This window comes from Leucobacter shiyiweii, from assembly GCF_052446065.1.
Taxonomy (GTDB): domain Bacteria; phylum Actinomycetota; class Actinomycetes; order Actinomycetales; family Microbacteriaceae; genus Leucobacter.
Map to the genome: position 1 here is coordinate 512,981 of NZ_CM127080.1, position 12,759 is coordinate 525,739.

At 65.2% G+C, this 12,759-nt stretch carries 10 protein-coding genes and 1 riboswitch; of the genes, 8 read left to right on the forward strand and 2 right to left on the reverse strand.

The window, feature by feature from the left end:
- Positions 1–17: 17 nt before the first annotated feature.
- Positions 18–1,250, reverse strand: a complete 1,233-nt coding sequence (locus tag ACTNFJ_RS02495; protein WP_435906693.1) for an MFS transporter — start codon at positions 1,248–1,250, stop codon at positions 18–20.
- Positions 1,247–2,407 (reverse strand): DsbA family protein, encoded by a 1,161-nt coding sequence (locus ACTNFJ_RS02500; protein ID WP_435906692.1) that lies wholly within the window; start codon positions 2,405–2,407, stop codon positions 1,247–1,249. The genes ACTNFJ_RS02495 and ACTNFJ_RS02500 overlap by 4 nt, the downstream gene beginning before the upstream one ends.
- Before the next feature lie 42 nt (positions 2,408–2,449).
- Between ACTNFJ_RS02500 and rsmI the strand changes: the two genes are divergently transcribed.
- From rsmI to ACTNFJ_RS02540, 8 genes are all read left to right on the forward strand, one after another.
- Positions 2,450–3,322, forward strand: a complete 873-nt coding sequence (gene rsmI, locus ACTNFJ_RS02505; RefSeq protein ID WP_435906691.1) for a 16S rRNA (cytidine(1402)-2'-O)-methyltransferase — start codon at positions 2,450–2,452, stop codon at positions 3,320–3,322.
- 20 nt (positions 3,323–3,342) lie between these two features.
- Entirely contained in the window at positions 3,343–3,840 is a 498-nt protein-coding gene (locus tag ACTNFJ_RS02510) for a hypothetical protein (protein ID WP_435906690.1), read from the forward strand.
- A gap of 65 nt (positions 3,841–3,905) precedes the next feature.
- The gene (locus ACTNFJ_RS02515) at positions 3,906–4,889 is read left to right on the forward strand and encodes an FKBP-type peptidyl-prolyl cis-trans isomerase (protein ID WP_435906689.1); all 984 of its coding nucleotides are present in this window, start codon (positions 3,906–3,908) and stop codon (positions 4,887–4,889) included.
- A 91-nt stretch (positions 4,890–4,980) separates the two neighbouring features.
- A complete protein-coding gene (gene dxr, locus ACTNFJ_RS02520) occupies positions 4,981–6,069 on the forward strand; it encodes a 1-deoxy-D-xylulose-5-phosphate reductoisomerase (RefSeq protein WP_435906688.1) in 1,089 nt (362 codons plus the stop codon).
- 124 nt (positions 6,070–6,193) lie between these two features.
- Positions 6,194–6,285, forward strand: a riboswitch (glycine riboswitch).
- Positions 6,286–6,428: 143 nt separating this feature from the next.
- Complete coding sequence (gcvP, locus tag ACTNFJ_RS02525) at positions 6,429–9,287, forward strand: aminomethyl-transferring glycine dehydrogenase (RefSeq protein WP_435906687.1); 2,859 nt, start codon at positions 6,429–6,431, stop codon at positions 9,285–9,287.
- A 50-nt stretch (positions 9,288–9,337) separates the two neighbouring features.
- Positions 9,338–10,693 (forward strand): glycine cleavage system aminomethyltransferase GcvT, encoded by a 1,356-nt coding sequence (locus ACTNFJ_RS02530; protein ID WP_435906686.1) that lies wholly within the window; start codon positions 9,338–9,340, stop codon positions 10,691–10,693.
- Between the two features lie 95 nt (positions 10,694–10,788).
- Positions 10,789–11,172 (forward strand): glycine cleavage system protein GcvH, encoded by a 384-nt coding sequence (gene gcvH, locus ACTNFJ_RS02535; protein WP_435906685.1) that lies wholly within the window; start codon positions 10,789–10,791, stop codon positions 11,170–11,172.
- Between the two features lie 255 nt (positions 11,173–11,427).
- Positions 11,428–12,759: a M50 family metallopeptidase gene (locus tag ACTNFJ_RS02540; protein WP_435906684.1), complete on the forward strand. Its 1,332-nt coding sequence runs from the start codon at positions 11,428–11,430 to the stop codon at positions 12,757–12,759.

Sequence of the window (12,759 nt, forward strand, 5' to 3'; positions counted from 1 at the left end):
CGCGCCGACCCCAGCGCCTACGGAATCTGAACAGGCCCGGTGGCGCGCACGAGCCGGCCGGCCGGAGTGAGCGCGAAGTTGATAAGACCGGCGAGAAGAACGAGAATTGCGGCGGCCAAAGGCAGCAAGGTGGCAGCCCCCGTACCCAGCTGCTCCGCGACGATCCCGGTCACCGCTGAAGCCAACGACTGCCCGACGATGACACCCGAGCCGAGCATCGTCATCACGGTTGCAGAACGCCCGGCAGGGGTTCGTGCAGCCCCGAAGCTGTACAGGGTGACGAGGAGCGGCCCGATACCGAGTCCCATGACGGTGAGACTGAGCAACATCCCTGGCACATCGTTCACGGTTTGCAGAATCGCAGTTCCGGTCGCGAGGGCCGCACCGAAGAGGAGCCAGCGATAGCGCAGGGTGAACTTTGGCGAGAACCAGGCGGCTGCAATCGCGAGAGCGGCGGATCCCACCCCCATGACGCCGTAAAACAGGCCGGCCTGCTCAGCCGCGCCGCGATCCTGCATGAACGCGGTGAGCGAGGTCAGCATCGAGCCGAAGAAGAGCCCGACCGCGAAGATGCCAAAGACAGTGACGAGCAGTGACGCCCTGCGCAGCTCGGCGACCGGACCGACCGTTGCCGCACGCTCAGCCGCCGATTTTGGGGGCACGCTCGTGCGGTGCACAGCAAACGCTGTAACAAACAACAGGGTGAGGATCGCGGCCGCTGCAATCGGCACCCAGGCGTCGAAAGCCGTAGCCAGAAGCCCCACGACCACGGGGCCAAAGACAAAGACGACTTCGTCGGCAGCCGACTCAAACGCGAGCACCGAACTGATCGCGCGCGGTCTCCGGGGCGCCGGGTATTCGCTCTGAATGATGGTGACGAGGCGGGAACGCGACATGGGTGAGGTCTGCGGCGCAGACGCACCTGCCAGGAAGGAGCCGAGAAGCATAACCCAGTCGGGCAGCGAGCTGAATGCCACCCACGCCAGGCTGCCGAGCGCGACGCTATTGACTGCGGCAGTGAGGAGCAACACCGGGCGCTGCCCAAACCTGTCTGCGGCCGAGCCCAGGAGCGGGCCGAAGAAGGCGACACCGAGCCCGACCATTGCGGAGGTGATTCCTCCCAGCTCAACCGAGCCGCGCGCCGCGACAACCAGCGTGAGCACCCCCACCACCATCATCGCGAAGGGAACCCGCGCGATGATGGTGAGGGGAAAGAAAACGGCCCCGGTGCGCGAGGCGAGACGGATCAATACCCTGCAATCTCCGACAGGAACCCGGTAAATGCTGCCGCATCGTTTGGATTCCCGTCAAAGGGGATCCCATTAACAACGACAAAGGGGGTTGCGGTTACCCGCAAACCAGGATCAGCCGCATTCGGTACCGAAGACGAGAACACCCAGTTATTGAGCGCCTGCGCGAACGGCACGAAGCGCTCCGTTGCAATGCAGTCTTCGACTGACGAATTCAGACCACCGGAGCTCCTGTCAAGGATCTGGAAGAGTTCTTCGTTCGTGTGCCCCGAACCGCCCTCAGTGGGCTGTACCTCGGGTGCCAACAGCGTGGAGTGTGCCGCCCACGCCGACTCGGGTTGGCCGTCTACCACGCATGTCAGCGCAGCCGAAGCTCGTGAGGAGTAGTAGCTGCCCTGCGACGCCTTGTCGAGGAACGTGAGTGGGACAAGTTCGAGGGTTGCGGCCCCGCTGTCAACGAGTTCAGACAGCACCGGCCCGTTCGTCTGCTCGAAGATGCCGCAATACGGGCAGCGATAGTCGACATATACCCGAATATCGAGAACCCCATTACTGCGGTCCACCTCGCTGGCAACGGGCGCCTCACCCGGCTCGAGTGGGGCAGAAGCCACTGGCTCCAACCTCTCGCCAAAAATGATGCCGCCGGTCGCCATATTCGCCGGCCACTCAATCAGCGAGCTCTGCCCCTCAGCCTCTCCAGACTCGGAACCGCTGCCCGGCCCCTCCTGATCTTCCGCGGCGGATCCGGGTGAAGCAGAAAATGCCTGCAAGGCCAGCGTGCCGATGCCGAGCGTGCCGACTACGAGCCCGAGCAGCATCGCGATGCCACCAGCCACCAGACCCGTGATCCACGTTCCTGCCGGCCGCTGCTTCTTCACCAGGGCAAAGATGCCAAGCCCCACGGCAACGAGGCCGACGAAGCCGCCGAAGAACGCGGCGGGAGCAAAATACGCAGTCGCAATGATGGCGGTGAGGAGCGCGACGAGTCCGAGCGCCATCGACGCGATCCCGAGACCCTTGCCCGCTCTTCCCGTTCCCGACTGAGCGTGCGGGTTCGGGGGCGGCACCGGGATCCACTGTGGTGGAGAGGGCTGTCCTATCGGCTGCTGCGGCTGCTGGGGGTGCTGTTGCTGTGTGGGAGGCTGCGCGTCGCTCATGCCTCTCATTCTGGCAGGGCGTCGCGGGCGTAGCATGGGAGCATGCTCTGGCTCGCCGCGACACCCATCGGTAATCTCGGCGACGCGTCGACCCGGCTGCGGGAGGCGTTCGCCACGGCCGACGTCATCGCCGCGGAGGACACACGGCACACGGCTCAGCTCTTGCGGCTGCTCGGCATCGACGCCAAACCGGAACTCATCGCTCTGCACGACCATAACGAGCGAGATCGCGCGGCATCACTCGTGGATCGCGCGTCCACCGAGGAAGTGCTGCTCGTGAGCGATGCGGGCATGCCCACCGTCTCCGACCCGGGGTTTCGGGTTGTTCAGCTCGCCGCAGAACGAGGTGTGCAGGTGAGTGCGATACCTGGTCCGAGTGCCGTGATCACCGCACTCGCAGTGTCCGGGTTGCCGACCGATCGGTTTGCATTCGAGGGTTTCCTGCCGCGAAAATCAGGCGATCGTTCGCGCGCGCTGCGGGCGCTCGCCGCTGAGCGCCGCACGCTGGTGTTCTTCGAAGCCCCCAGCCGCATCGCCGAGACCCTCGCGGCGGCGGCCTCGGCGTTCGGGGCTGAGCGCCCGGCAGCGGTGTGTCGCGAACTCACGAAACTGTACGAGGAAGTGCGCCGGGGCGGTCTCGGCGAACTCGCAGAATGGGCTTCCGCGGGGGTTCGCGGAGAGATTGTGCTTGTTGTGGCTGGGGCCCCCGAGGTGGCCACCTCTCCTGAGAACGCCCTCGCGGAGGTGCAGCAGCGGGTGGAAGCTGGCGACCGGTTGAAAGATGCTACGCGAGATGTTGCAGAGGCTACGGGTCTTTCCGCGCGCGAACTCTATGCCGCGGCGCTCGCCGCGCGATCCACACCTCAGAATGTAAGACAGCAGGCCGAATTTACAGGCTTGCCACCACGCCGGTGAGAGTGAGAGCGGGAGACCCGATGGAGACGAAGTTGCGGCTCGAAATGTGGCGACATGCGCTGCCGGTGCTCTGGATCGGCCTGATCGTCGCGATCTCCTTCATTGAGGCCCCGCTCAAATTTCAGGCAGAGGGCATCACGATTCCACTCGGTCTGGGTATCGGCAGGCTCGTCTTTGCCGCACTCAACATCACCGAGGCAGTGCTACTGGTGATGCTCACCATCGTGACCTTCTGGCCCCGGGTCGCCCGTGTCTCCCGCGACCGGATGTGGTGGTGGCTCGCTCTGACTCTGGTATTCCTGTTCAAGGTTGTCGTCGTGCGACCGCCGCTCAACGCCCGCACCGACCTGGTGCTCGCGGGCGCGGACCCCGGGCAGTCGCTCTGGCACTACGTCTATATAGCCTGCGATGTGGTGACGCTGGTGCTCCTGCTCGTGATCGCACTCCAGGCGGGGAAGTCCGTGCGCCGCATCGCCCGGGAAGCGGTCGCCTCACGGCCCACCCTCAGGAGCCGGTAATCTCAGTGCGACACAATCGAGGGAACCGAGGGCCCGAACGGGGCCCGGAAGCGAATGAGGAATCTGTGAAGCGCACCCGCCTCTTGACCACTGCCATCCTGCCCGCAACGCTTGTGGGCACCCTGCTTGTCACCGGCTGCAGCGCAGGCGCCGACGAGAACTGCGCCCCCGAGGGCAGCATCAGTAAGGCGATCACCGTCGAGGGCGAGTTTGGCGGCGAGGTGACGCTCACCTCAGACTCGCCGATCGAAGCGACCGAGTTCGAGCGGTCAGTGCTGGAGAAGGGCGACGGTGAGAAGATCGAGGCCGACGAACTCGTCGTCACCAACCTCACGGCGATCAATGGAGATACCGGTGAAGTGATTTCGACCGAATCCGCGCAGATGCAGAACTCTGCCGAGACTATGGCCCCCTGGGTGGCCGACTCGCTGAACTGTTCGGTGATTGGTGATCGCGTGGTCGCGGTGTCACCCGTAGTCGATATCGTGGGCGAAGGCAACGAAGCGAGCTTCGGTATGGAAGCGAACAGCACCATCGTTTTGGTGCTCGACCTGATGGAGAAGGCGCCCAACCCGCCCGCCACCCTTGAGCCTGGTGACCTGCTTGAGGGCCCCGAGGGGAAGGCGCAGGATGCGCCCGCGGGCTTCCCGACGGTCGAGACCGACACTGACGGCTCGCCGCTCATCACCATGCCAGAGGGTGCGGCGGCTCCGACTGAACTCTCGGTCGCAACCCTCATCGAGGGCAGCGGCGAAGAGGTTCAGCCGGGTGATCGCGTCTACGTGAACTACCGCGGCGTCATCTGGCGCACGGGCGAAGAATTTGACTCGAGCTGGAGTCGCGGCGAAGCCACGAGTTTCCTCACCACCGAGGTCATCGAGGGCTTCAAGGTCGCCCTCGAGGGCCAGACTGTCGGCTCGCAGGTCATCGCCCTTGTGCCAGCGAACGACGGCGGCTACGGAAGCGACTGGCTGGTCTCGCAGGGCTACGAGGCCGAAGATGTGATGGTATTTGTGCTTGACATCCTTGGCACCGCGCACGCGGGCTAGGCCCAGTTTTCCTGGGAGGATCGTGGGGCGCGCAGCCGAGGCTGCGCGCCCCACTTCCGTCTCCGGCGTCTGAGTCGGGCACAATGGGGGCATGAGACGCGTCGTCATTTTGGGGTCCACAGGTTCGATCGGTGAGCAGGCGCTTGACGTCATCCGAGCGAATCCCGGCAGATTTCAGATTGTGGGCCTCGCCGCAGGCACCCAGCATGAGCGAGTGCGCGCGCAGGCCGACGAGTTTAATGTCGAACACATAGCGATGGGGGCAGAGGAGGCCGCGACCCTCGTGCGAGAGGTGCCCGCGGACGTGGTGCTCAACGGCATCACCGGGTCGATCGGGCTCGGTCCGACGATCGCCGCGCTCGAGTCGGGGCGCACGCTGGCACTCGCGAACAAGGAGTCACTGATCGTCGGCGGCGATCTCGTGACCGGGCTCGCGGCACCCGGCCAGATCGTTCCCGTCGATTCTGAGCATTCGGCCATCGCACAGGCGCTGCGTTCGGGGGAGACCTCTGAGATCCGCCGCCTCGTGCTCACCGCATCCGGTGGCCCGTTTCGCGGTCGCAGTCGCGAGCAATTGCGCGATGTGACCCCGGCCGAGGCTCTTTCGCACCCCACCTGGAACATGGGTCGGGTAGTCACTACAAACTCGGCGACCCTGATCAACAAGGGGCTCGAAGTGATTGAGGCGCACCTCCTCTTCGGCATCTCATACGGTGCCATCGATGTGGTGGTGCACCCGCAGTCAATCGTGCACTCGATGGTCGAGTTCTTTGACGGCTCGACCATTGCCCAAGCATCGCCGCCAGACATGAAGCTGCCAATCTCGCTCGGCCTCGACTGGCCCAAGCGCATTCCGAACGTCGGCGCACCAATTGACTGGACGCGTGCGACGTCGTGGGACTTCGAACCCCTCGATCACGAGGCATTCCCTGCGGTCGAGCTTGCCAAGGAGGTCGGGCGCGCTCGTAAAACCTTCCCGGCCGTGTACAACGCGGCGAATGAGGAAGCCGTCGACGCCTTTCACGAGGGCCGTATTGGGTTTACGGACATCGTCGATACCGTGCAGGAGGTGCTCCACTCCCACACCGCACCAGAGGGCCTGACTCTCGAAGCGTTGGCGGAAGCCGAACGCTGGGCGCGCGAGCGGGCGCAGCACGTGATCGCTGCACGGGCGGCCTGATCCACCTGGTTGCAGCCCGGCTTTCCCGAAATTGATGCTCGAGGTGCCTCCATGCATCAACTTGGGGAAAACGAGCGTGATTCAGGGGTAGAATCATCAGCGCAGGCACAATTTCATACGCCGCTCACCCGTCGCGGGAGAGCCCGGCCCTAGGCCGGCGCCGTAGGAGCAATCCCTCCCCGGGAATCTCTCAGGCCCACGTACCGCGATGGATAGGCAACTCTGGAAAGCAGCGGGCTCGAGTCCGCTCACCGACGGTGCAAGGGAGCCCACAGGCACCCGAATCTCTCAGGTTCCGTACAGAGCGGGGAGGATCACAGTCGCGAGGCCCGAGGGTCCCGCCCGATCCGGAGAACCTCTTGAGCACTCGCGTACACGCCGCCACCTTCGCTGATCGCCACATCGGCATCACCCACCCGTCGGACCAGGCCGCTATGCTGGCGGAGCTCGGCTACCCGAGCCTCGACGCCCTCGTCGACACTGCGGTGCCAGAGAGCATTCGCTCGCACGAGCCGCTTCACCTCCCAGCCGCCCGCAGCGAGCAGGAGATTCTGGCCGATCTTCGCGGATTCGCAAGCCGGAACGTGCTGAAGACTCAGATGATCGGGCAGGGCTTTTACGACACGCACACGCCGCCGGTGATTCTGCGCAACCTGCTCGAGAGCCCGGCTTGGTACACGGCGTATACCCCATACCAGCCCGAAATCTCGCAGGGCCGACTCGAGGCGCTGCTGAACTTCCAGACGATGGTGGCAGACCTCACCGGGCTCCCAATTGCGAACGCGTCGATGCTCGACGAGTCGTCGGCGACGGCCGAGGCCGTATTGCTCATGCGTCGCGCCGCCAAATCCGCCCCAGACGCCAAGACGGTGCTCGACCAGAACCTCTTCCCGCAGACCATCGCGGTGGTGCAGGGCCGCGCCGAGGCGCTCGGCTTTGAAGTTGAGGTCGCCGATCTCACACAGGGCCTTCCCACCGGCACGATCTCGGGCATCGTATTGCAGCAGCCCGGCAACGACGGAGCGGTGGTGGATCACGCGGCCGTCATCGCCGAGGCCAAAGCGCGTGGCGCGATGGTCACCGTGGTGGCCGACCTGCTCGCTCTCACACTTATCGTGCCGCCGGGTGAACAGGGCGCCGATGTTGCGGTCGGCAACACCCAACGCTTCGGCGTACCGCTGTTCTTTGGCGGGCCGCACGCGGCATATCTCGCGGTGAGGCAGGGGCTTGAGCGCACGCTGCCCGGGCGCCTCGTCGGGGTCTCGAAGGATGCCGCGGGGGCCCCCGCTTACCGGCTCGCCTTGCAGACCCGCGAGCAGCATATTCGCCGCGAGAAGGCCACTAGCAACATCTGCACCGCGCAGGCGTTGCTGGCGATCACCGCGTCGATGTATGCGGTTTACCACGGGCCGCAGGGGCTGCGTGCGATCGCCGAGCGCACCCACGCGCACGCCCGCACCCTGGCCGCTGCGCTCGAGACCGCCGGCATCGCCCTCGCGAGCGATTCGTTTTTCGACACGGTTGTTGCGCGGGTGCCCGGACGGGCGAATGCCGTCGTGGCGGCGGCGGCCGACGCAGGCATCAACCTGCGTCGTATCGACGCGAACACCGTCGGGGTTTCGGCCGACGAGACCACGACCGCCAAAACCATCGAGGCGGTTGCTCAGGCATTTGGTGCGACGGTCGCGGAGACGACCGTGATCCACCCGGGTGATCTCGGGTTCGACCCTGCCCTCGTGCGCGCGAGTGACTACCTCACGCACCCGATCTTTCACTCGGTGCGCAGCGAAACGCAGATGCTGCGCTACCTGCGGCGCCTCGCCGACCGCGATCTGGCGCTCGACCGCACCATGATTCCGCTGGGATCGTGCACGATGAAGCTCAACTCAACTGCCGAGATGGAATCGATTTCCTGGCCGGAGTTTGCCGGGATCCACCCGTATGTGCCCGCGGAGCAAAGTGTCGGCTGGCGTGATCTCATCGCTGACCTCGAAGCACGTCTCATCGAAATCACCGGGTATGCGGGCATCTCACTGCAACCGAACGCTGGCTCGCAGGGTGAGTACGCGGGCCTCCTCGCGATTCGCCGATACCACCTCGAGAACGGTCGCGCGGCGCGTGATATCTGCCTGATCCCTGCCTCTGCGCACGGCACGAACGCGGCATCAGCCGTGCTCGCGGGCATGCGCGTCGTGGTGGTGAAGAACACCGATGACGGCCACATCGACATGGTCGATCTCGATGCGAAGCTCGCTGCGCACGGCGAGGAACTCTCGGCGATCATGCTCACCTACCCCTCGACCTACGGGGTCTACGACGCGGATGTGCGCGAGGTCTGCGACAAGGTGCACGCCGCAGGTGGGCAGGTCTACATCGACGGTGCGAATATGAACGCGCTCGTCGGGCTCGCGCAGCCCGGTAAGTTCGGCGGCGATGTGTCGCACCTGAACCTGCACAAGACGTTCGCCATTCCGCACGGCGGGGGAGGTCCGGGCGTCGGCCCGGTCGCGGTGGCCGAGCACTTGCTGCCGTTCCTGCCGGGCGACCCGACCGGCGATTTCGCGACCGCAGACGGCGGTGTGCCCGTGGTGGCCACTCTGTTCGGCTCGGCCGGAGTGCTGCCGATCTCGTACGCGTACATCGCCATGATGGGTGGCGACGGGCTTACGCTCGCGACCCAGGCGGCATTGCTGTCGGCGAACTACATTGCGTCGCGCCTCGCCGACCACTTCCCAGTGCTCTTTACTGGCAACCAAGGCCTCGTGGCGCACGAGTGCATCCTTGATCTGCGCGAACTCACTGCGAAGTCTGGTGTGACCGCCGAAGACGTGGCGAAGCGACTCATCGACTTTGGGTTCCATGCTCCGACCCTCGCGTTTCCCGTCGCCGGCACGCTGATGGTCGAGCCGACCGAGTCGGAGGATCTCGCCGAGATCGAACGCTTCATCGAGGCCATGATCGCCATTCGCGGGGAGATCGACCGCGTCGTCGCGGGGGAATACTCGCTTGAAGCGTCGCCGCTTCGAAACGCCCCGCACACGGCCACTGCGGTGGTGCAAGACGAGTGGGCGCGTCCGTATTCGCGCGAGCAGGCAGCCTTCCCGGTCGAGCGCCTTCGGCAAGACAAGTACTTCCCGCCCGTCGGGCGCATTGACGGTGCATTTGGCGACCGCAACCTCGTCTGCGCGTGCCCCGCGCCCGAGGCCTTCGAAATCTGACACCGCGCGATCCACATGGCAGTGGATCGCGATGAACGAAAGGCGACCCGATGACCGAGGCGCAGCACACCCCGCAGCAGGCCCCCCAGCAGGCCGCGCAGCGCACCCCACTTCACGCCGAGCACGCGAAACTTGGCTCGACCTTTACTGATTTCGGTGGCTGGGACATGCCGCTGAAGTACGGCTCTGAGCTCGCTGAGCACCGAGCCGTACGCGAGGCTGCGGGACTCTTCGACCTCTCGCATATGGGGGAAATCTGGATCGAGGGTCCGGATGCTGTGGCGTTTCTGAACACCGCCCTTGTCGGTGACCTCGGGAAAGTCGCGGTGGGTCGGGCCAAGTACTCGCTCATCTGCGACGAGCGCGGCGGCATCATCGATGATCTCATCACCTACAGGCTTGGCGACCAGCGGTTTTTGGTGGTGCCGAATGCCGGCAACACGCCGGTGGTTGCCGCGGCGTTTGCCGTGCGCGCGAAGGGCTTCGATGTCAGTGTGACCGACGCGTCGCTGAACACGGGCCTGATCGCGGTGCAGGGGCCAGCTTCGGCGAAGATTCTGAGTGAGTTGATCGCCTTGGCTGCTGGTGCAGGCGGCGCTGCGCAGTCGGGCGTTCTTGCTTCCGATGCTCCTTCCGGCGAAGCGGGGAACTCTGACCGCACAGATATTGCGGAACGCATGTTGTCGCTGCGTTACTACGGCTGCACCGAGGCGGCAATTAACGACATTCCTGTAATCATCGCGCGCACCGGCTACACAGGCGAAGACGGCTTCGAATTGTACGTGCCGAATGAGCAGGCCGCCGAATTGTGGACGGCGCTGCTCGCCGCCGGGGAACCGCACGGACTCATCCCGGCCGGGCTCGCCGCGCGCGATTCGCTGCGGCTCGAGGCAGGAATGCCGCTCTATGGCAACGAGCTCAGCCTCGAGGTAACCCCGTTCGAGGCCGGTCTCGGAGCGGTCGTATCGTTCGCGAAGGAGGAAGCCTTCGTTGGGCGCGAAGCGCTCGGTCGGGTCGAGCAGCAAGGTTCCAGACTCGTACTCGTGGGCCTGCGCGGCCTCGGCCGCCGCGCGGGCCGCGGCGGGTACCTAGTGTACCCGCGAGGCACGGGAGCCGCGCGAGACACGGGAGCCGCGTTGGCTGCGGGAGGCCCGGGAACCGAAAAGCGGGCTAGCGTGCAAGCTTCAGGTCACCCGAATGGCGCAGCCTCTGCAGGGGCGACCGCGCCATCAGCGATCGGCCGCATCACCAGTGGGCAGCCGAGCCCCACGCTTGGCACCCCCATCGCGCTCGCCTACGTTGAGCCCGAGTTCGCCGAGGTGGGCACTCCCGTGAACGTTGACCTGCGTGGCAAGCTCGAACCATTCGAGGTCGTCCCACTGCCGTTCTACCGACGTCCCGCATAGGCTCGCGATCCACCCCCGATCTTTGGCTCGGAACGAAGCCACCGTTGTATTCCCGATGTTCAGCCCCGTTTGCCCCGTAACGAAAGAAGAACGACATGAGTAAAGTTCAGTCAGGCCTGAAGTATTCAACCGAACACGAGTGGATCACGGACGGCAGCCCGGTGACGATTGGCATCAGCGCCGTCGCCGCCGACGCGCTCGGAGAGGTCGTCTACGTTGAGCTCCCCGAGGTGGGCGCGCAACTCACCGCAGGTTCCGTGTGCGGCGAGGTGGAATCGACCAAATCGGTCTCCGAACTCTTCGCGCCGGTGTCAGGCGAAGTGGTCGAGGTCAACGAGGCGGCGGTCGCGGATCCCGCGGTGATCAACTCGGATCCCTACGGTGAGGGATGGCTGTTTCGCGTCGCTGTCACCGAAGAGGGTCTGTTGCTCTCACCTGAGGAATACGCCGCTGCAAACGACGCGGAGCTGTCGGCCTGAGCTTGACGCGGGCGCGCCCGCATCGGCTTGAGTGGACCATCGCGCAGGGTGCGCAGGCCGTGAACCCCGCGAGCACGTCCACTCGGCTGCGCGATGATCCGTGAATTTCTCTGGGGTGGTCACTCACGCAGGCTTCGGGTCGCCCAAAGCCCGCGCACGTGACCACCCGGCGAAGAAATGCTGGGCACGCCGCCGCGAACGAGGCGGAGCTCTACCCCGCAGCGCTCCTCAAGCTGCGAGCGCTAGCCTGATCGGGTGCAAGACGTGCTGCTGTACCTCCTGGGCATCCTCATCATCGTGATCGGGCTCGCCGTGTCAATTGGCCTGCATGAAATCGGGCATCTGGTGCCCGCGAAGCTGTTTGGCGTCAAAGTCACCCAGTACATGATCGGTTTCGGCAGGACCCTGTGGTCGCGTCGCCGCGGCGAGACCGAATACGGCGTGAAAGCTCTCCCGCTCGGGGGTTACGTCGCCATGACCGGCATGTACCCGCCCGAGAAAGCCGGCGGCGACGCGCGCGCCTCAAGCACTGGGTTCTTCGACACCATGGTGCAGGAAGGCCGGGAGGCCAGCGCCGAGAGCATTGCCGAGGGCGAGGATCATCGCACGTTTTATCGGCTTGCCGTGTGGAAAAAGATCGTGATCATGCTGGGCGGGCCGGTCATGAACCTTCTGCTGGCATTCTTGTTCTTCGGCATCGTGCTCATGGGGTTCGGTGTTGCGCAAAACACGACGACGCTCGGTGCGGTGAGTCAGTGCCTGATTCCAGCCTCAAGCACCGCGGTCGAGTGCACACCGGCGGATCCCGCGGCTCCCGCCGCGGCTGCGGGCCTCAAGCCTGGCGACCGGGTGATTGCCATCGGCAACACCGAAATCGCAAGCTGGGAGCAGTTTCGCGACATCGTGAGCGAGGCCCCCGGTCAGTCCCTCCGCGTCACGGTCGAGCGGGGTGGCGCCGAGCAAACCGTGACACTGACCCCCGCCCCAAACGAGCGGCTGGCGACTGACGAGCGCGGTCAGATTCTGGAGGATGCAAGCGGCGAGCCCGTGGTGGAGACCGTCGGCATGGTCGGTGTCTCCCCAACGGCGGAGTTAGTGCGGCAACCGGTCACCGAGGTCCCCGTCTTTGTTGGCGAGAACATCGCGAGCGTCGCCCAGATCATCATTGGGCTGCCGCAGCGCATGGTCGACGTCTGGAACGCGGCATTCGGCACCGAGGAGCGCGACCCGAACGGCCCGATCAGCGTTGTGGGCGTCGGCAGGCTTGCCGGCGAGGTCGTGAGCATGGACGAGGCGCCGGTCGCCGCTCGCGCACAGACGATGTTTGGGTTGCTTGGCTCACTCAATGTCGCCCTCTTCGTGTTCAACCTGGTGCCGCTCATGCCGCTCGACGGCGGACACATTGCCGGGGCGCTGTACGAGGGCGCAAAGCGAGGGCTCGCACAGCTGTTCCGTAGGCCTGACCCTGGCCCGGTCGACACCGCGAAAATGGCGCCCGTCACGTTCGCCGTTGTCATCGTGCTCGGGGCAATGAGCCTGCTGCTGATATACGCCGACCTAGTCAAGCCGATCTCACTGTTCGGATGA

Bases quoted from the DNA above. Each gene is read 5' to 3' on its own strand.
- dxr (WP_435906688.1), top strand. From the start codon at position 4,981: ATGAGACGCGTCGTCATTTTGGGGTCCACAGGTTCGATCGGTGAGCAG.
- gcvH (WP_435906685.1), top strand. From the start codon at position 10,789: ATGAGTAAAGTTCAGTCAGGCCTGAAGTATTCAACCGAACACGAGTGG.
- ACTNFJ_RS02500 (WP_435906692.1), bottom strand. From the start codon at position 2,407: ATGAGCGACGCGCAGCCTCCCACACAGCAACAGCACCCCCAGCAGCCG.
- rsmI (WP_435906691.1), top strand. From the start codon at position 2,450: ATGCTCTGGCTCGCCGCGACACCCATCGGTAATCTCGGCGACGCGTCG.
- ACTNFJ_RS02510 (WP_435906690.1), top strand. From the start codon at position 3,343: ATGGAGACGAAGTTGCGGCTCGAAATGTGGCGACATGCGCTGCCGGTG.
- ACTNFJ_RS02530 (WP_435906686.1), top strand. From the start codon at position 9,338: ATGACCGAGGCGCAGCACACCCCGCAGCAGGCCCCCCAGCAGGCCGCG.